The sequence below is a fragment of the Gottschalkiaceae bacterium SANA genome, assembly GCA_036323355.1.
GTDB lineage: Bacteria > Bacillota > Clostridia > Tissierellales > GPF-1 > GPF-1.
The window spans coordinates 1,025,369-1,045,942 of record AP028876.1; the positions used below are offsets into that span (position 1 = coordinate 1,025,369).

Annotated in this window: 16 protein-coding genes and 2 pseudogenes; 17 read left to right on the forward strand and 1 reads right to left on the reverse strand. The window is 40.1% G+C overall.

Annotated features, from left to right (window positions below; all coding sequences use genetic code 11):
• The first annotated feature begins 111 nt into the window (after positions 1–111).
• The 8 genes and pseudogenes from AC25CA_RS04915 to mmsB all read left to right on the forward strand — a co-directional run bounded on the left by AC25CA_RS04915 (position 112) and on the right by mmsB (position 9,294).
• Complete coding sequence (locus AC25CA_RS04915) at positions 112–1,113, forward strand: sugar ABC transporter substrate-binding protein (RefSeq protein WP_486815936.1); 1,002 nt, start codon at positions 112–114, stop codon at positions 1,111–1,113.
• Positions 1,100–2,632, forward strand: coding sequence for a sensor histidine kinase (locus AC25CA_RS04920; RefSeq protein ID WP_486815937.1), 1,533 nt, complete (start codon positions 1,100–1,102; stop codon positions 2,630–2,632). The genes AC25CA_RS04915 and AC25CA_RS04920 overlap by 14 nt, the downstream gene beginning before the upstream one ends.
• Positions 2,625–4,181, forward strand: coding sequence for a response regulator transcription factor (locus AC25CA_RS04925; RefSeq protein WP_486815938.1), 1,557 nt, complete (start codon positions 2,625–2,627; stop codon positions 4,179–4,181). The genes AC25CA_RS04920 and AC25CA_RS04925 overlap by 8 nt, the downstream gene beginning before the upstream one ends.
• Before the next feature lie 3 nt (positions 4,182–4,184).
• Positions 4,185–5,255, forward strand: a complete 1,071-nt coding sequence (locus AC25CA_RS04930) for a sugar ABC transporter substrate-binding protein (protein ID WP_486815939.1) — start codon at positions 4,185–4,187, stop codon at positions 5,253–5,255.
• A 173-nt stretch (positions 5,256–5,428) separates the two neighbouring features.
• Entirely contained in the window at positions 5,429–6,478 is a 1,050-nt protein-coding gene (locus AC25CA_RS04935; RefSeq protein ID WP_486815940.1) for a sugar ABC transporter substrate-binding protein, read from the forward strand.
• Between the two features lie 169 nt (positions 6,479–6,647).
• Positions 6,648–7,085 (forward strand): annotated as a pseudogene (locus tag AC25CA_RS04940) (ATP-binding cassette domain-containing protein); the annotation flags it as partial.
• Between the two features lie 342 nt (positions 7,086–7,427).
• A pseudogene (locus tag AC25CA_RS04945) lies at positions 7,428–8,117 on the forward strand (ATP-binding cassette domain-containing protein); the annotation flags it as partial.
• Positions 8,110–9,294: a multiple monosaccharide ABC transporter permease gene (gene mmsB, locus AC25CA_RS04950; RefSeq protein WP_486815941.1), complete on the forward strand. Its 1,185-nt coding sequence runs from the start codon at positions 8,110–8,112 to the stop codon at positions 9,292–9,294. The pseudogene AC25CA_RS04945 and the gene mmsB, both read left to right, overlap by 8 nt.
• Before the next feature lie 265 nt (positions 9,295–9,559).
• Here the strand turns inward: mmsB and AC25CA_RS04955 are convergent, their stop codons facing one another.
• On the reverse strand, positions 9,560–10,726 hold the full coding sequence (locus AC25CA_RS04955; RefSeq protein WP_486815942.1) for an IS110 family RNA-guided transposase: 1,167 nt from the start codon (positions 10,724–10,726) through the stop codon (positions 9,560–9,562).
• 246 nt (positions 10,727–10,972) lie between these two features.
• Here AC25CA_RS04955 and AC25CA_RS04960 point away from each other — a divergent pair, with 246 nt between their 5' ends.
• From AC25CA_RS04960 to AC25CA_RS05000, 9 genes are all read left to right on the forward strand, one after another.
• Entirely contained in the window at positions 10,973–11,755 is a 783-nt protein-coding gene (locus tag AC25CA_RS04960) for a CPBP family intramembrane glutamic endopeptidase (protein ID WP_486815943.1), read from the forward strand.
• Positions 11,756–11,838: 83 nt separating this feature from the next.
• Positions 11,839–12,510: a helix-turn-helix domain-containing protein gene (locus AC25CA_RS04965; protein WP_486815944.1), complete on the forward strand. Its 672-nt coding sequence runs from the start codon at positions 11,839–11,841 to the stop codon at positions 12,508–12,510.
• Positions 12,511–12,663: 153 nt separating this feature from the next.
• Entirely contained in the window at positions 12,664–13,266 is a 603-nt protein-coding gene (locus tag AC25CA_RS04970; protein ID WP_486815945.1) for a TetR/AcrR family transcriptional regulator, read from the forward strand.
• Positions 13,267–13,337: 71 nt separating this feature from the next.
• Positions 13,338–14,192 (forward strand): ABC transporter ATP-binding protein, encoded by an 855-nt coding sequence (locus tag AC25CA_RS04975; protein ID WP_486815946.1) that lies wholly within the window; start codon positions 13,338–13,340, stop codon positions 14,190–14,192.
• Entirely contained in the window at positions 14,189–14,929 is a 741-nt protein-coding gene (locus AC25CA_RS04980) for a fluoroquinolone export ABC transporter permease subunit (protein WP_486815947.1), read from the forward strand. The genes AC25CA_RS04975 and AC25CA_RS04980 overlap by 4 nt, the downstream gene beginning before the upstream one ends.
• Entirely contained in the window at positions 14,901–15,611 is a 711-nt protein-coding gene (locus tag AC25CA_RS04985; protein ID WP_486815948.1) for a hypothetical protein, read from the forward strand. Before AC25CA_RS04980 ends, AC25CA_RS04985 begins: the two co-directional genes overlap by 29 nt.
• Positions 15,612–15,803: 192 nt before the next feature.
• Positions 15,804–16,244, forward strand: a complete 441-nt coding sequence (locus tag AC25CA_RS04990) for a MarR family winged helix-turn-helix transcriptional regulator (RefSeq protein WP_486815949.1) — start codon at positions 15,804–15,806, stop codon at positions 16,242–16,244.
• A gap of 24 nt (positions 16,245–16,268) precedes the next feature.
• Complete coding sequence (locus AC25CA_RS04995; RefSeq protein WP_486815950.1) at positions 16,269–18,494, forward strand: ABC transporter ATP-binding protein; 2,226 nt, start codon at positions 16,269–16,271, stop codon at positions 18,492–18,494.
• A complete protein-coding gene (locus AC25CA_RS05000; RefSeq protein WP_486815951.1) occupies positions 18,491–20,380 on the forward strand; it encodes an ABC transporter ATP-binding protein in 1,890 nt (629 codons plus the stop codon). The genes AC25CA_RS04995 and AC25CA_RS05000 overlap by 4 nt, the downstream gene beginning before the upstream one ends.
• The last annotated feature ends 194 nt before the right edge of the window (positions 20,381–20,574 follow it).

Sequence of the window (20,574 nt, forward strand, 5' to 3'; positions counted from 1 at the left end):
TTTTTATGGAAAATCCCGAAGCAAGAGGGCCCACCTTTTTTATATGGAGTGAAATATGGTAGTATAGATTCAAAGAATGCGGCAAACGGTTCGCAACGTATGGGAGACGCGATGAAGAAGCAGAGATATAGAAACTTTCGATTTACGAAATTCATATTGGCGGTCTTGTTGATTGCCTTGGTTAGCTATATAGGTTTCATCACTGATCAAATTCGATCATCTGAAACGGGTTCAGGAAACCTCTTTAAAAAAATACCTGAACAGCAGTATGTGATTATTACGGATGATGAGGAGTCGTATGTCCATGTAAGATTCATGGAAGGAGTTAAGGCTGCAAGTGAGAGTCTGAATGTCGTTGTGAACATTGAATCTATCAAGGACAGTAGCAATGAAGATGAAATTGAAGATGCCTTTAAAGCCAGCATGTACGCGCATGTGGATGGTATTATTCTTAAACTCACTAATAATGACAGGGCGGAAGCCTACATTAAGCAAAGTGAAGCAGGGGGGATTCCTGTTGTTGCTGTTGGAAATGATTCGATTACAAGTGAGAGAAGTGCCTATATTGGAACCAATAAGTATAACTTGGGTTTGAGTGTGGGAGAGCTGCTTTTATCGGATGAGGAAGCAGAAAATGTATTGATCATTTTTGACTTTAACTACAATGATAAGAAGGGTGCTGCCACCAACAACTATTTGAATGGGCTTTTATCTGTGATGAATGAAATCGATGGACGTAGTATTCAGACCTTGTTTTTAGAAGAAGATCAGCGAATTGAATCAATGATCAAGTCGGTTTTGGATCAGAATAAACCAGATTATATGATTGCAACAGATCCGATTAACTCTTTACGTGTGACGAAGACTTTGATTGACCTCAATGAGATCGGTAATGTGAAAATAATAGCCAGTAGTCAGCACCCTGATGTTGTGAATTACTTGAAGAAAGGTACCATCGTGGCATCCGCTGTAGAGGATTATCAGTTGATTGGCAATGGGGCAATTCAAACGATCTATGAGTTGGGCCACCAACGTTCAGCTTCAGCATATCGAGCGATTCCTTTCGAGATTATTGGGCAAGAAACGGTAGGTGAACGCGATGATCTTGAATAATGTCGTAGGTGGAAACAGTATTCGCAATCATATTACACGCTTTGTTTTTTTGCTTTTGGTCTGTTTTTTCTTGGTCTATTCCTTTGTTTTCTATTCTACAATCAGTGTGAATGATCGGACGGGTCAGATGTTTAATCTCAACAAAGAGTTAAGTCATTTGCAAGTGATTATGGCAGATTCGAACGATAGTATTGAGAAGTATTTGGACACAAAAGATTCTGATGCATTTATTGTTTTTCTCGATCGTCGAACGGAGATTGAGTCATTTGTTGAGCAATACGATACGGGATTGAGCTATGATGAGACTAAATTGCAGTTAACGAATATTAGTCAGATGCTGAAAGAATACTTGAACGAATCCGAGAAAGTCATTGAGTTTAAGCGGGGTCGTTTTACCACAGAATACATTGACTCCTTTGAAAATGCCAAGGATTTGACCCTTTATATCGACAAGAAAATTGAAGAAGTGAGTTTGTCTGAGGTTGCCCTTAATCTGGCAAATTATAATAATTTGACTGAGTCCATCAAGCAATTGACAATTTCTTTTTTGATGGTTACCCTGCTTTTGATTTTGATTAGTATTGTTTTTATTTATGACTATACTGATAAGGTGATTCACCCGATTGAAAAGCTTTCGAAATACTCGAAGGAAATTTCAAAAGGGAATTATCAGGAAGTTACAGGTGAAGAGTTATACTTTGATGAAGCGATGGTATTGTTCGATTCCTTTAGCGACATGGCGCGGAGTATCAAGATTTATATTGAAGGTATTCAAGACAAGGCGACCATGGAAAATAAATTGAGGATCTCGGAGATTAGAAACCTGCGTATGGGAAATATTGTTAAAGAAGCAGAATTAAAAGCGTTACAAGCTCAAATCAATCCGCATTTTCTTTATAATACGCTAAATGCAGGTGTTGGATTAGCGGAAGTTGAGGAGGCAGAACGGACCTCGGATTATTTGGATCATTTGGCAATGCTGTTCCGTTATAATTTGAAGGGGCTTGAGAATATTGTGACCTTACGAGATGAAATTAGGAATATTGAAAACTACTATCAGTTGATGAAGGTACGTTTTTCTGATGGAATTGAATTCGTGTTTAATCTGGATGAAGAGTTATTGAACCTGAAAATGCCGCCTTTAATCTTGCAACCCCTTGTTGAAAATGCCTTTATTCATGGCTTTAGGGACAAAGATCATGGACGCAAGGTGGAAATATCTGTTGTACGAGAGGCGAAATGTGCGAGGATTGAAGTTTTGGACAATGGAAGAGGCATCTCGATTGAACGATTAGAAACGATTAAGAATCGCTCGATATTGGATATGGATCAGCTGATCGAGTCACATGTTATGGCTATTGATTCAGAACACGGACACACTACCGGCTTGGGGGTCGATAACGTAAAGAGTCGGCTTGAGTTATTTTACGATTCCAACAGGGTATTTGATATCGAGAGTAAAGAAGGAGAATGGACGAAAGTAACGATTAGAATTCCAATTGAGGTGACGCATGTATAGAATATTGATCATTGATGATGAAGCAATTGTATTGGACACCTATACGCATATTATAAAAAACAACTACGACAATATCGAGGTTGAAACGGCGCGAACGGGTGTAGAGGGGCTATTGAAACTGGAAGCCTTTAGACCTCATGTGGTGATTACAGATATTCGGATGCCAGGCATGAGTGGATTAGAGTTTATTAAAGAAGCCAGAACATTTGATCAGACAGTGAAAATTTTAATTGTATCCGCTTACGAGCAATTTGAATATGCTCATGAATCTTTCAAATACAATGTAGAGGACTATATCTTAAAACCCGTCACGAAAAAGAAATTGATGGAGACGATCGGCAAAACAATTGGGACGATTGAAAAGGAAAACCAACGAAGAGATAAAGAGTTGGAGAGTATTGAGAGGTATTATAAATCGATTGGGCTTTTGGAGAGTAACTTTTTGATTAATATTGTTCAAGGTAGAAAGTTTTCACATCATCTATATCGCGAAATCTTTTCCTTGAAGTTGAAGCGAGGGAGATTTATAACCATTCAGTTTCCGACGCTAAAAGAGACAACCAATTGGAATACGGTTGAAGATTATCATGCGAAAATTCAGGAGTGTTCTGAATACTTGAAAATTCAAATCAAGTATAGTTTTCAATGTTTGATCGGTAATCTTGCAATCGATCGTATTTATCTATACTTGGAATCAGAAGACGGAGAATCGAACGATAATTTGTTTCATTTTTTCGAAAAAATTCAGAAAAATATTCTTAAAAAGTTCGGACTTAGCACACGGATTTCCATTGGAAGCAAGAAGGAGCTTGCAGAAATCTTCGCTTCTTATGAAGAAACCATCTACAATTTAACCTATAGTCGAAAAAATGTTGAAATTTTTCTTGGACGTCACGCGGTGGATCATGACATCGAGGTATTTGTAGAGTTGCTGGAGAAAGTTTATGAATATTTTCTTCAAAAAAATGAGAAGATGACAAGTGTATTGAGAAAAGCGGTTCGTCTTTATGAGCCCTTGTTGGTTGCTCACGAGGAACAGATGGTTCGTGCATTGATGGAAACGTATATTTTGATCTATCGGCTTGCAAGGGAAACGAACATTGTATCCAAAGAAGTCTATCAATCAAAAGTATATCTAAATGAATTTTTGAATTTGACAGCCATTGCAAAAATTGTAGACTTTGATAAAAATATTCGAATTTTCTTTAAACTTTATAAGAATTTGGAAAGTGCTAATTTCTCTGAAATTACAGTACAAGCTCTTGAATTGATTGAAGCGCATCGTTTTGAAACGGTATCTCTTGAGAATGCCGCTAGGGAAATTGGGGTTACACCTCAATATTTGAGTCGAATATTTAAGATTGATACATCGAAGAGCTTTAAGGAATACCATAAAGAACTGCGGATGGGGGAAGCGAAAAAATTGCTCGCTGCCGATCAATTATCGATTCGAGAAATCAGTGACCAACTTGGATTTAATGATTACAACTATTTTATTCGAACGTTCAAAAAAACCGTTGGGTGTACACCAACGGAGTATAGAGGGTGAAGAATGATGAAGAATTGGAAATGGATTGTTTTTGGACTTTTTTTGCTTGTTGTGGGTGGAATGTTCATCCGTTTTTATCAGGAACCAGAAGGACCTCTTCCCACGGGTGAAGAGGAAGCTTATACCATCGGGCTTTCATTTGATAGCCTTGTGGTGGAGCGATGGCAAAGGGATATGGAAACCTTTGTTTCCTATGCCAATGAAAAGCAAATCAATGTGAATGTGCAAATTGCCAATGACGATGTGAAATTGCAAAAAAAGCAAATTAAGGCATTGATTCAAGCCAAAGTTGATTTGCTGGTGATTCTGCCAAGCAAATTTGATGCATTTGTGGAGGAATTGCGGCTGGCGGAACGTGAGGGAATTAAAGTGATCGCTTACGATCGACTTTTGACCGGGGGTGATATCGATTTATATTTGTCTTTTGATGACAAGAAGATTGGAGAAAACCTGGCCAATGAGGTTTTAGAAGGAATTGGACAAACGACAGACGGCAAGAAAAAGATTGTTATTATAAATGGTGATCCTGATGATTTTAATTCCAATCTGATTAATGAGGGAATCAAAAATAGGTTCGATCAATCGGATTCCGATTCAGTCGATATTATTGCGGAAGTATGGGCTGCCGGCTGGAGGGAAGGGAAGGCTTTTGATATCATAGAAAAAACATTGAATCAAGGGATGCGAATTGACGGTATTATCGCAGCCAATGACACCTTGGCAACAGGAGCAATCCAAGCATTGGCTGAAAGGAGTCTTGCAGGAAAGGTTGTTGTAGCTGGACAGGATGCCGAATTGTCGGCATGCCAGCGAATCATTGAGGGGACGCAAAGGGCAACGATCTATAAACCGATTAATGCCATGTCTAGGGCAGCTGTTGACTACGGCCTTTTATTGATGAAAGATCAGGCTATTGACTATCAGGAGTCTATCGACAATGATTATCAGGGCAATGTGGTCCCCTATATTAAACTTGAAACGATTGTGGTTGATCAAGAGAATATGGATGAAATTATTATTGAATCAGGCTTTCATGATCGGCAATCGGTGTATATCAATGCGAATATAGAATAAGTAACGAAAAGACAGCACAAACTTAACATTCGGTTTGTGCTGTCTTTTCGTTACAGGATAACATTTTCCAGCAAGTAGAAAACGATTTCTTTTTATCCGTTAAGTGAGTCAAGTGATTGATGAGGCAAAATTCGATATGATCAAGTTGAAATTAAAACATTTGGAGGGAAAAGATGAAAAAGTTTTCTAAGATTATGATTGCAGCGCTTATTGTTCTACTCGTGATTCCAGTGTTGGGCGGATGCGCATCAAGCGAACCGGCAGCAAATGGAGAGGAAAAATCATTGGTAATTGGCGTTTCACTTCCAACCCAACGAGAAGAGCGATGGGTAAAGGATAAAGACGCGATGGTAGCATACGCTGAAGAGTTGGGCTATGAAATTAAAGTTCAAATCGCCGATGCCGATCAAGCGCAACAAACACAACAAGTTGAAAACCTGTTGACTCAAGGTATTGATATTCTGATCCTTGCACCACATGATGCATCTGCATCAGCGGAATTGATTAAGAAAGCCCATGAAGAAAATGTACCGGTTATTTCTTATGATCGCTTGGTAACATCTTCTGATTCTCTTGACTACTACCTGTCATTTGATAATGAAGCAGTTGGTCGATTGCAAGGTGAATACTTTGTGAATACGGTTGAGTCTGGAACCATTATGTTATTTGCAGGCGCACCGACAGACAACAATGCCAAATTGTTCTTCCAAGGCGCAATGAGCGTTATCCAACCGAAAATTGATAGCGGCGATTACAAAGTAATTGGCGGAACTGAATTCCAACAAGTAGCAACAGATAACTGGGTACCTGCAAATGCCCAAAATAGAGCATCAAATATTTTAACTGCGAATGCAGACGAAGATGTTGTTGGTGTTTTGGCGCCAAATGATGGAACTGCGGGTGGAATTATTGAAGCATTTAAAGCCGCTGGTTTGAATGTACCGGTTGTAACTGGCCAAGATTCTGAATTAGCAGCAGTCAAACGAATTCGTTCTGGCGAGCAAGCAATGACAATTTTTAAAGATACAAGAGCCTTAGCGAAAGCGGCGATTGATATGGCAGTCACTATTGGGAATGGAGAAACTGTTGAAACCAATGGTATGGTTGATAACGGATCAATCGAAGTGAAGTCCGTATTGCTTGAGCCAAAAGTGGTTACGCAAGACAACTTCCAAGAATTGCTTGTAGATAGCGGATATATTAACGCAGACGAATTAAACTAAGTTAGAAATTTGAAAGAAATGGGGTGTCAGGTGCCTAATAAGCACCTGACTCTTCCTTTGAAATTTGACGAGCAGCGTTCAGCGAGTCAATGGAGGGTGTGGAATGGCTGATTTTATTCTAGAAATGAAGAATATAACAAAAGAGTTTCCGGGCGTAAAAGCTTTGGATGCCGTTGATTTCAAAGTCAAAAGAGGTGAAATCCTTTGTCTTGTTGGTGAGAATGGCGCTGGTAAATCAACACTTATGAAAGTATTAAGTGGGGTCTATCCCCATGGAACATACACTGGAGATATTGTATTAAATGGTGAGGTACAAACGTTTTCGAACATTAAAGACAGTGAAAAAGTTGGAGTCGCAATCATCTATCAAGAGTTGGCGCTGATTCCAGAAATGAGTGTGTACGAGAATATTTTCCTTGGAAATGAAATTAAAAAGGGTTCTGTGATTGACTGGAATGAAACCATTCTAAAGGCGCAGAATGTTTTGAAAAAAGTAAATTTAGATGTGAATCCCGATACGCCGGTTAAGGAATTGGGTGTTGGTAAACAACAATTGATCGAGATCGCCAAGCAATTAGCAAAAGATGTAAAACTATTGATTCTAGATGAACCGACAGCAGCATTAAATGATGATGACAGCGCGAACCTGTTAGAAATTTTGAAGGATTTAAGGAGTCAGGGAATTACTTGTATCATGATTTCTCATAAATTGAATGAAGTGATGGAAGTAGCAAATGAAGTCACCGTATTGCGTGATGGTCAAACGGTTGCAACCATGGACCGTGGTGTGCAAGAGATTGATGAGAATGAGATTGTCAGATTGATGGTCGGTCGGGAATTGACCAATCGATATCCGGCAAGAGATGTTGAAATTGAAGATATTTTAATGGAAGTCAAGAATTGGAATGTCTATGACTCCAGCAACAAAAAAGTGATAGACAATGCGAATTTTCATGTAAGACGTGGTGAGATCATCGGGATCTCTGGTTTAATGGGTGCAGGTCGAACTGAGTTAGCCATGAGTATTTTTGGAAAGTCTTTTGGTGCAAAAATCGAAGGGGATTTGATTCTGAATGAGAAGCGGATTGAATTGAACTCTCCCAAACAATCGATTGAAGCTGGAATCAACTATTTGACAGAGGACCGAAAAGAGAAAGGCTTGATTTTGATTCAGGATATCAAGAATAACATTTCGATCTCTAGTTTACAGATGATTACACATCGAAATGTCATTAATGCCAATGAAGAAATTAAAAATGCTGAGGAATATCGAAAGGCATTGCAGATAAAAACACCGAATGTAGAGCAAAAAGTCATGAACCTTAGCGGTGGAAATCAACAGAAGGTTGTTTTGAGCAAATGCTTACTGACATCCCCGGATGTATTGATTGTTGATGAGCCGACTCGAGGGATTGATGTTGGGTCAAAATATGAAATTTATACGATTATGAATGAGTATGTATCACGCGGAAAATCGATCATAATGATTTCATCAGAATTACCTGAAATTATTGGGATGAGCGATCGGGTATATGTCATGTTTGAGGGCAGGCTGGTTGCTGAAATACCAAAAGAGCGAATGACCCAAGAAGAGATTATGAAATACTCAATCGGTCAAGGAGAGAATGCCAATGGATAAAAAACAAAAAAACCTAAATACACTTACTAACTTGATGAAAGGCAATATACGGCAGTACGGGATGTTTATCGCCCTTTTTGTCATTATGGTGATCTTTAATATCTTAACCAAGGGAACCTTTGTTTCAGCCCGAAACCTGACAAACCTATACTTGCAGACCGGATATATTGCCGTGCTAGCAACCGGTATGGTTCTTGTCATTATTGCTGGTCATATTGACTTGTCGGTTGGTTCGATTGCTGCTTTCACTGGTGCAATCGCTGCAATCCTACAGGTGAAAATGGGATTACCAACGATTCCAACGGTCTTGATCACCTTGCTCGTGGGTGCCTTGATTGGTTGCTGGCAAGGCTTCTGGATTGCCTACCGAAAAGTTCCTGCTTTTATCGTAACACTAGCCAGTATGCTTATGTTCCGCGGTGCAGTTATTGCCATTACCAAGGGCCAAACCATTGGACCTTTTTCCGACAGCTTCAACAGAATGTCGGTTGGTTATTTACCGGATATCGCGAACTTTGAAGGAATTCATCTTCTTTCTTTGTTAATTGGTGTTGTGGGGATCGTCATCTATGCGGTCATGGAATTCAACAAGCGCGAAAAACGCCGCGGGTATGGATTTGAAGTGCTTCCCATTCAGTTTTTTATTGGAAAATTAATACTTGTCAGTGGATTAATCCTTGCATTTATTTTATCCATGGCACTTTATAAAGGGATTCCATATACCGTTATTATTGTTGTTTTATTAATTGGTCTTTATACCTTTATTACAACGAAAACACCCTTAGGCAGACATGTCTATGCAATCGGTGGTAACCTAGAAGCTGCAAGACTATCGGGAATCAGTGCCCGTAAGACCTTATTCAAAGTGTTTGTTTCCATGGGTACGCTCGCGGCACTTTCAGGCATGATCTATAGCGCAAGATTGAACTCGGCAGCACCTTCGGCCGGAAACCTATTTGAACTCGACGCGATTGCTGCGTCCTTCATTGGTGGCGCTTCCGCCAGCGGTGGGGTAGGCACCGTTTTTGGCGCCATCATTGGTGCCTTGGTCATGGCATCCATCAACAACGGCATGTCATTATTAAACCTGGATATATCGTATCAATACTTGATCAAAGGACTCGTTCTTTTGCTAGCAGTATGGTTTGATATTTCTACACGAAATAAGAACAAGTAAGAACAAGTAACAGCAAAGAATCGAGAGCTGCGGATTTTCTCCCTCGCAGCTCTCGATTCTTTTGTATACACTTTTTATCGTAATTCAATGATGTTTGAAATGTTTTTAGTATGTTGGGTATTGAATAGGTAAATCAAATGATAAGACTAACTATATGAAGTCAAGTAGAATTCGAGTAATTTATCATAAGAATTGAAACAAGAAAATTTGCACACCAAATTAGAAGTAGCAAACTACTCCTGGATGAGATTGACGATGGGTATAACTAAATTTGAGGTTGAAAAGTTAGATTATTGACTAAAATGTGGTAAAGAACACGGACAAGTTTTTTTGCGACATGAGACAGAGCAACATAATGATGCTTACCTTCAGCTTTCTTTTTCTGATAATAGTCTTTAAAAGTTTGGTCTCTCATAGCAACGAGTCTAGCAGCTTCAAGAAGTGCCCATCGCAAATATGGTGACCCGCGTTTTACCATTCTCATGTTCGATCCCACAAATTTTCCTGATTCATGAGTGGAGGGCTCCAGACCAGCAAAGGCTAGCAGCTTAGCTGGAGAAGAGAATCTTCGAATATCGCCAACCTCAGCTAGGATGATAGATCCCAATCCATAAGAGATACCTGGGAAGCTCAGGATCGGGCTTTCCAATTCATCCATGATAGATTTGATCTCTTTATCAATCTGAGCAATTTCTTGCTTGTAGTATTCAATAAAGTGCACGATCTGGATGAGTTCAAAGCTGAGTGCACGGCTCTCAGAGCCAATGGATATTCTCGCAGCTTGTCGGATTTCAAGTGCCTTAATTTTGCCATATTTGCCATGAGACGCATGATGCAGTAGGGTTGTGAGTTTGGTAAGGTGAGCAGAAGCAATCGCTTGTGTAGACGGGAAAGCTCTTAGAATCGCATAGGTCGACGTTTGATTGATCGAATAAACAACCGAAGCAAGTTCTGGAAACATAATATCTGTCATTCGTACCAGTGAAATTTTATACTTGGAGAGATTTTCTTTAATTCTAGATTTATGTCGAGTGAGTGACTTTAATTCTGCCAGATGATATGATAAATTTGTGTGGGATTCGAAGTTACCCGTTTGCAACATTAAAGCGATAAGTTTAGCATCGATCTTGTCCGTTTTGCTTTTTCTAAGCGTTTGAGCTTTTCTGAAAAGGTTGGTTTGAAGCGGATTGAGAATTACTAGTGGTAGGTGATGATTGCTAATGAAATTCGTGAGATTAATGCTGTAATGACCAGTAGCTTCTAGTCCCACCTTTATTTTGTCCAAAGGAACATCGGGGATCGCAGAGAAAAACTGCGTGAAACCTTCCAAATTGTTCTTGAAAGTAAAAACATCTTTGATAACTTCACCATCCGAGTTTACGATAAAGCAATCGTGCTTGTCTTTGGCAACATCGATGCCAACATAAATCATAAAAACACATCCTTTCATTATTTGAGTTGTGGTTCCACATGATTCTATGTTATGTATCCTTGCCCGAGATAAAACGTCTAGCGTTATCTAACTCATAAACAAAAGAACATAGATATGTGGTTGGAGCCTTAAAAAAATAGTCAAAGCTATAGGAGAACACACCAATCCACAACACTATATTCAGTATATAAGAAAAAATCTTGAACTCGTAGTTTGACTACAAGTTCACTATACAAGGAGATTCTAATGAACATGGAGCCCAAATCAAGAGTATCTCAATTTTTGTTATTGACCTTTGCCATTACCTGGATCTGCTGGGGAGCAGTGGTAATTGCCAATCAGTTTGGACACTTGCAATATGGTAGGCCCCTTGCTATGATTCTATTTTTGATTGGCGGCAATGGACCACCAATTGTTTCCTATTTCTTGCTGAAGCGATGGGGAGAAATTGATGGATTTAAGTCCTTTATCAAAAAGAACTTTCAATTTAAAAGCGATGCAAAACATTATATACTAATTTTCTGTTTCTTGGTTCTTCATTTTCTACTTCCCCTTGCCATGGGTGCGTCCAATCAAACGGTAGCCCTCTACATGGGATTGGCCTATATTCCTGTAAATATTATTGGCGGTGGACTTGAGGAGATTGGCTGGCGAGGGATCCTTCAACCGGAGCTCGAAAAGAGAATCCCTTTTGTACCTGCCACAATCATGGTAGCCTTGATTTGGGCCGTTTGGCACTTGCCGCTATGGGCAATAATTGGCACCTATCAATCAACCATTAGTTTTTCCATGTTTGCTGTGAGTGTCTTTGGCTTTTCCTTTGTACTAGCTACAATTCGAAAAGTCACCAGCAGTGTTTTTCTTTGTATTCTTTTTCATGCGATCACCAATAGTTTTAATGGCGTGTTTATGTTGGAACAAGATATCAGCACGGTCCTAACTATTATCCTGGAAATTGGTGTGAGCCTTGGAGTGTTCTTCTGGTGGTCAAAGCGAAAGCTCAAACATGAATTTCAACCAAATCTGTAAAGGCATGCACGAGAAATCGTGCATGTTTTATTGTTAAATGTTAAAATAGGGTAATAGGAAAGAACAAGAATGAGGGGAAGACGATGAATAGAATTGCAGAAAAAATTCAAACAGCAAGACGGAAAGCAGGATTATCTGAGAAACAGTTGGCAAAGAAATGCGGGTTGGCAGCAAGTTATATCATGCAAGTAGAAACTGGGAAGAAGATTATCAATGAGGCAACCGCCGATCGAATATTGGCAGCCCTAGGGGAAGAAATCGCTCTTGTGGATGTGTCAGATATGAGAGAAGAACCGCAACAAGCGGTTAGAAAAAAACGACCCGTTCAATCCCCAAGCTTTACGGTTGAGCCCAACGAGCAGTGGGCGAATGCGTTAGAAGGCGTTATTAAAAAGTATCCCATCTTTGAGAATAAAAGCAACAAAGCAGTAGGTATGAAAGAATTGCCGATTATCGGAAAGAAAGTAGAAGGCCATCATCCGGATAAACTTCTTTTTGTAAAAGCATCCAACAATGAGGTGGAAGCGCTTCGAATAAAAAGCGGCGATGTTGTGATGGTTTTAAAGACAAAGGAAATTCAAAATAATAATATTTACTTGCTGGAAGTCGGCAAGGAACGCATCATTCGTAAAGTCCGCAGAGAAAATAATAAAGTGCGCTTGTTCCGCAATCATATCGATGCTGGATCAGAGTTGCTTCCGATGGCGGATATCAAATTGATTGGGAAGTGCATGAAAATAGAAATTAGTTTATAAAAGCAGGAAGGGAAAACCACTGGCTCATGGATATAAATGGGTGAGAGGCGTTTCCTTCTTTTTTTATAAAATGTACATGGGGGTCAAATGGCGAGAGAGTTGACAAAGAGATCAAAAGGCGATACGATATGAAAAAAGAACAGGTGATTTTTTATGCAAACAAAAAAGGAAGAAATTCAACAAGCAATATTCAAATCGGCTGAAAATGAATTCCTTGAGAAGGGATTTGAAAAAGCATCTTTGCGCCAGATTGTCAAAAAGGCAGGTACAAGCCTAGGCAATTTCTATAACTACTATGAAAACAAGGAAGCGCTATTTGTTAGTATTGTAGAAGGTGCTTATATAGGAATGATGCAGTTGGTCAACAATCATAATCAATGGGAAGGCAATGATGTCCTATTGGATCTTACTGATGTGGCAGTTTGGCGAAGAGAGTTGAGACGGTTGATTCTACCCATTGTGCCAGCTATTACGACTCCTTTTGTCATTTTGATTGAAGGTAGCCAAGGTACTCAGTTTGCCCATGCAAAAGAAGACTTGCTCGCTATGATGGAGGAGCATTTTATGGAGCATATCGAAGAATTTAATCCGAAATATCCCAACCCGCAAATGGCGAAGGTGATGGCGGAGCAATTGATCTTCGGATTGGTGATGATTGTAAAGAACCATAAAGATGATGAGATGAGGCAACAATTGATTATCGAAGAAATTCTTTTTTTTGCAATTGGCATTATGGGGATTCTAAAGACGTCTTAGGTGTTCGTGTGCGAGCACTTTTTATTTCATTAAATAAAGAACGAATGATTTTTATTGAAGGGAGTATAGCGATGATACTTGTAGAAAATCTAAATTTCACCTATAGAAATGTTCAAAAAGAGGCACTAAGTGGTCTTGATTTCCATATCAAAAAGGGAGAAGTATTTGGTTTTTTGGGTCCAAGTGGAGCGGGGAAGACCACCACGCAACGCATTATTATTGGATTGCTGCGCGGTTATTCCGGTAAGGTCAACATTCTAGGTAAAGAACGTCGAGAGTGGAAAAAGGACTTCTATGAACGAATTGGCGTTGCTTTTGATTTTCCGAATCTCTATGTTAAGCTATCTGGCTACGAAAACTTGAAGCTGATTGCTTCCTATTATCGAAATCAAGAGCAGAACATTGAAGAATTATTGGATCATGTGGGTTTGCTTATTGACAAAGATAAGAAGGTGGAGGAATTCTCCAAGGGAATGAAGATGCGCCTGAATTTTGTCAGGTCCATTCTCCACAATCCGGATTTAATTTTTTTGGATGAACCGACAACAGGCCTCGATCCTGTTAATGCCAAGATCATCAAGGACAAGATCTTGCAATTGAAAGGGGAAGGAAAAACCATCTTTCTAACGACGCATAATATGACGGTGGCAGAGCAACTTTGTGACCGCGTTGGATTTATCAATGAGGGGATCCTTTCCGTCATTGACAGCCCAAAAAACCTGATGGTTGCCTACGGGAATCCAATGGTAAAGATTGTCTATGTTGAAGCGGGAAAGAAAGAAGAAGTGAGCCTGTCTTTACCCGAGATGAAAGGAAATTTGGAATTTCATCGTATCGTGGACGAGTGTGAAATTCTCACCATTCACAGCCAGGAAGCAACGCTCGAGGATGTTTTTATTCAGCTAACGGGGCGGTCACTCATATGAAAGCGGAAGTGATGAAACGAATTAAGAACGCATTGATTGCTGATCTTAAATTTGAACGGAAACAAGGTTTTTTCACTATTTATCTCGTTATTAGTTTTCTCTATCTCTTGGTGCTTACACAGATTCCGGAAATGTTTAGACCGATTGCGGTGCCTCTTGTGATCTTTTCGGATCCATCTGTACTTGGGCTTTTCTTTATTGGTGGAATGTTGCTTTTAGAAAAGGAACAGGGGATTTTACAATCGATTGTGGTAACGCCTTTAAGCTCAATAGAGTATGTTATTAGCAAGGTTCTCTCCCTTTCTATTGTAGCTCTTTTTGCAGGTGTGTTGATCTCACTCTTGGCCTATACAGGAAGTGTGAATTACGGTTATCTGATCCTTGGGATCTTACTTACTTCCATCTTTTTTACACAAATCGGGATTCTCATTGCCTGCAGATCTGGGACAATCAATGAATTCTTTTTAAGAATGGTGCCATGGATGTTGGCTTTGTTTGTACCCGCATTCTTGTTGATTTGGTTTTGGGACTCAGCCGTATTAAATCTCTTTCCAACCGTGGCATGTTTGCGATTGGTCTATGGGGCATACCATGGCAACTCGATAGGAAGGGCGGCTTTTCAATTGCTTTACCTGATCCTCTTCAATGGCGGGCTATTGATTTTCACTACCAAACAGTTTGAAGAGAGAATTGTTTATGGAGGACAACATGGTCAAGCTGATCACGCTCAAGAATGATTGGAAGCAAATCACCCGAGAACCGATTATGATAATTCTCTTTCTTTGTCCAGTGCTGATTGCTGTTATATTTAGACTTCTGACAGTGTTTCTGATGCCGGTGATCTTTCGGTACTTCAATCAAAGCTTCATTCCGTTTATGCCCTATGCCTTGTCTTTGTCTTTGATCTTTTGTCCGATGATGCTTGGGATCGTAATGGGATTTATGATGTTGGACGACAAGGATGGAAAAATCATTGAACTAATGAGTGTGACGCCATTGACGAAGCAGGGCTATATGATCAATCGCTTGCTGTTCATTGTGGGGGCCACCATTCTACATACCACACTCTCTTACATCATTATGGGCCAATATATATTTACACTTTCAAGTTTTTTGCTAGTAACAATTATCCTCTCTACATTGGCAATTGTTATTGGTCTCGTTTTCTTTTCGCTGGCTACCGATAAGATTAAAGGACTGACCTATGCAAAGGGACTAAATTTGATTGTGATTTTCACCTTTGCAGACCTGTTAAAGGGAGCTTTTATCAAAACGATATCGCTGGGATTTCCCACCTATTGGCTTGCAGAGATTGTACAAAATCCCAATCAAGTATTAGCCTATTTGTTCGGATTTACGAGTTGTCTATTCTGGCTTATTGTGGTTTTGCGGATTGGTAAATTTAGGGTGAACGAATAGATAGAAAAAAAGAAGATCTTGATGAGATCTTTTTTTTTCGTAGAAATGAATTGACAAAAAGAGGAATTGAGATTAAACTAAAATCGTTATAAAATATAACTATATTATATAACTATATTTCATAACGATTTTAATGATCGAGTTTACCTATAGAGACCTAAGAAATTATCCGAAAGGAAAGGAGCTAGACCTATGAGTAGAGACAAATTGGCGAGCCAAATACTGGGTATGATCCCTCTATTTCATCGAAAGTTATTAAAAAAATATAAATCTCATGAACTCAAGCGAACGGAGTTTCTTTTATTAAATAACTTGATGATGGCAGATGGATTGCCAATGAACACCTATGGGGAAAAACTGTGTATTTCAAAGCCAAATCTGACGAAATTGGTCCACGAGTTGGTGGATAAACAATGGGTGAAAAAAGAAAAAAGCGTGGAAGACAAGCGAGTAACTAGAATCTATATAACCGATCAAGGCCGCTTGTTTCTAAAGGAGCATTTTAAACGGATGAAAGAACAAGTCATCGCGTCAACAGATAAACTCACGGATGATGAAGTAGAAACCCTTGTCGTAAATTTTGAATCGATTCACAAAATTTTTCTAAAACTGGACGATATGTACGATGAATAGGCGTAGTGAAGGAAAGGACATCATATGACAAAAATACTAAAGTACTTAAAGCCATTTACGCTCTGGATCCTTGTTGCAATCGCATTGCTATATGGACAAGCAATGGCTGATCTGGCTTTGCCGGATTATATGTCTAACATTGTAAATGTAGGCATTCAGCAAGGTGGAAATGAGAATGCGCTGCCGGAAGTTTTAAGGCAAGCTGATTTGGAAAAAATGGAGCTATTTGTTACTGCGGACAATAAGGCATTAATCGAGGCTTCCTACCAATTTATTGAACCCGGTACAAGCGAGTACAAGAAAGTGGCCGAGACCTATCCGAACATCACCAATGAGGGGGTCTATCGGCTGAAGTCCTTAACGGAAGAAGAAACAGCTGATTTGGAGTTGGAAGTGTCAAAAGCACTCTTGGCGGTTACAGGTGTTCAACAAGCGATCGCTAATGCTGATGATAGTGATTTTGAAATCAATGGGCAGACCATTCCTGCAGGCACAGATATCTTTGCCATGCTGGAAAGAATGCCTGCGGAACAAAGACTTCAGATGATGGAAGCTTCAAATGAACAATTTGCGGCCCTTGGGGATGCGATGATTCTTCAAGCGGGTGCCAATGCAACCATCACACTTTACCAAGAGATGGGCCTTGATGTGGACCAGGTTCGTCAGAACTATATCTTGATGACGGGTCTGATTATGCTAGGGATTACCTTGCTCGGTGCGATTGCATCCATTTCGGTTGGCTTTATTGCCTCCAAGGTAGCAGCTGGTTTGGGAAGAGATTTACGGAAAAGGATCTTTGACAAAGTCAGTCGTTTTTCCAATGCTGAGTTTGATCAGTTTTCCACCGCGTCCCTGATCACAAGATCGACAAATGATATTATGCAAGTACAAAACTTGATGGTTGTTATGATTCGCATGGTGTTCTATGCGCCGATTTTGGGCATAGGCGGTGTCATTAAAGCAATGAATAGCAATAGCTCTATGTCATGGATCATTGCCTTAGCCGTTGGCATACTCATTTTGATGATTGCTGTTATATTTTCCATTGCCATGCCCAAGTTTAAGATCGTTCAAAAGCAGGTTGATCGAGTGAACTTGGTCATGCGGGAAGCCTTGACGGGTATGATGGTCATTCGAGCATTTAATACGCAAGCTTTTGAAGAAGATCGCTTTGATCAAGCGAACCGTGATTTGACAGCAACAAACTTGTTTGTCAACCGTGTCATGGTATTTTTGATGCCGGTCATGATGTTTGTTATGAATGCAGTTATGATTTTGATTGTATGGGTTGGAGCCAAAGAAATTGCCAACGCAAATATGCAAGTTGGCGATATGATGGCCTTTATGCAGTATGCCATGCAAATCATTATGGCGTTTTTAATGATGTCCATGATGTTTATCATGATTCCGCGGGCTTCTGTTGCCGCTGGTCGTATTGCTGAAGTCTTGAATGTTGAAGCTAAGATTGTTGATCCTGCAGATCCAAAAGTATTCACGGCTCCAGTATCCGGCAGGCTTGAATTTAAAGACGTTTCCTTTAAGTATCCTGGGGCGGAAGAGAATATGTTGAAAAAGCTTAACTTCACAGCCAATCCTGGGGAGACAACAGCAATTATTGGGTCAACAGGGTCTGGGAAAACCACCTTGGTCAATTTGATTCCAAGATTATACGATGTCACAGAAGGACAAATCCTTGTGGATGGGATTGATATTCGACAAGTTACGCAACACGACTTACGTAGCCATATTGGATATATTCCTCAGAAGGCCTCTCTATTTAGTGGGGATATTGAAAGTAATCTATTGTTTGCAAAGGAAGACGCAACGATCGCTGAAATGGAAGAAGCGATTCGTATTGCACAGGCAAGGGAATTTGTGGAAGAAAACAAAGAAGGAATGGCAAGGCAAATTTCACAAGGTGGATCGAATGTGTCTGGTGGTCAGAAACAACGTCTTTCCATTGCAAGAGCATTGGTGAAGCGGCCTGAAATTTATATCTTTGACGATAGTTTTTCCGCTCTCGATTTTCAAACGGATCGCGCTCTTCGGCAAGCCCTTAAGGATAAAACTGGGGAGTCGACCTTGTTGATTGTTGCGCAACGAATTTCAACGATCAAAAATGCAAATCAGATTATTGTGCTGGATGACGGCAGGATGGTGGGAATGGGTACTCACGATGAATTGATGAAATCCTGTGAGACTTATAAAGAAATTGCATATTCACAATTGTCCAAGGAGGAGCTGGCATGAGCGAAAACAATCAAAATGAAAATGTGAATCGTTCATCTGCTAAGCAGAGACGAGGACCAGGCGGTGGTGGACCCGGTGGCGGACATATGAATATGTCCGGCGAAAAAGCAAAAAACTTTAAAGGCACCATGAAGCGACTGATCGAATATTTGAGTCCGCATAAGGCGACCATTCTTGTGGTAATCATCTTTGCCATTGCTAGTGCGGCTTTTGGGATCTATGGACCCAAGCTGTTGGGTAAGGCGACAACAAAAGTATTTGAAGGCATGATTGGACAAGTAAGCGGAAGTGGATCTGGTATTGATTTTGAGGCGATTGCTGGTATTATGCTGACGCTTTTAGCACTCTATGGATTGAGTTCCTTATTCTCCTATATTCAAGGATATATTATGGCAGGCGTAGCCATGAAGGTGAGCTATGATATGCGCAGGAATATCTCCAAAAAAGTGAATCGGATGCCGCTTCGGTATTTTGACGGCACCAATCATGGGGAAGTATTGTCAAGAGTAACGAATGATGTCGATACCGTCAACCAGACCTTGAGTCGATCAATGTCGCAGATTATCACCTCCTTCACAACGGTAATTGGTGTCTTGATCATGATGCTAACTATTAGTTTCACCATGACCTTGATTGCCCTCTTTATTATTCCTGCATCCATGGTCATTGTAATTGCTATCGTGAAACGGTCGCAAAAGTATTTTAAGGATCAGCAAAAATACCTGGGGAATGTGAATGGCCATATCGAAGAAATGTTTAGCGGTCATGTCATCGTCAAGACCTTCAACGGAGAAGAAAAAAGTGCGGAAGCCTTTAATGAGTTTAATGACAAGCTTTATGGGACTGCTTGGAAATCACAATTCTTGTCGGGAATGATGATGCCTGTTATGACCATTGTTGGAAATGTAGGTTATGTAGCGGTCTGTGTTGTCGGTGGAGCCTTGGCAGCGAAAAGGACCATTGAAGTCGGTGATATTCAGGCTTTTGTTCAGTATGTTAGAAACTTTACACAACCGATTTCACAGCTAGCCAGTGCTTCGAATGTTCTGCAACAAACCGCAGCTGCCGCTGAGCGTGTCTTCGAATTTTTGGATGAATCCGAAGAGATCAAAGAGGTCGATGAGCCGGTTGAAATCGATCAGGTTGTTGGAAACGTATCATTCAAAAATGTACATTTTGGTTATAAGCCGGAAACCATAATCGTAAATGATTTTTCTGTAGATGTTCAACCCGGTCAAAAGGTTGCCATTGTCGGTCCTACAGGCGCAGGAAAAACCACCATGGTCAAATTGCTTATGCGCTTCTATGATGTGAACGAGGGTGCAATTCTTGTGGATGGCCAAGATATTCGGGACTATACACGAGATGCATTGCGAAATCAGTTTGGTATGGTCTTGCAAGATACCTGGTTGTACAATGGTTCTATTATGGAAAATATCCGCTATGGCCGCCTTGATGCAACGGATGAGGACGTGATTGAAGCTGCAAAAGCCGCCCATGTAGATAGCTTTGTTCATATGCTGCCGGACGGCTATGATATGATCTTAAATGAAGATGCATCAAATGTATCGCAGGGGCAGAAGCAGTTGATTACCATTGCAAGAGCGATTCTTTCAGATCCAAAAATCCTAATCCTGGATGAAGCGACAAGTTCTGTGGATACTAGAACTGAGGTTCAGATTCAAAGGGCCATGGGTCGACTGATGGAAAACCGAACCAGTTTTATTATTGCTCATCGATTGTCAACAATCCGTGACGCGGACTTGATCTTGGTTATGGATCATGGCGACATTGTGGAGCAGGGCTATCACCAAGAGTTATTAGCGAAAAACGGATTCTATGCAGATTTATACAATGCCCAATTCGAAGGGAAAAAGATCAGTTAATCCGAGTATACTCAGAGAATAAGTGGAATGAAAATGACGAGATAAACAAAAAACAAGATGAGACGAGCTACCGAGATTTTTGCGGTTTCTCGTCTTTTTTATTCTACCGAGAAATGGTAGTATAAGGAGAGACTTGTTGCAACAATGGATTTAGACACTAATGAACGATTAGATACTGAATGCCCGTGGTATAG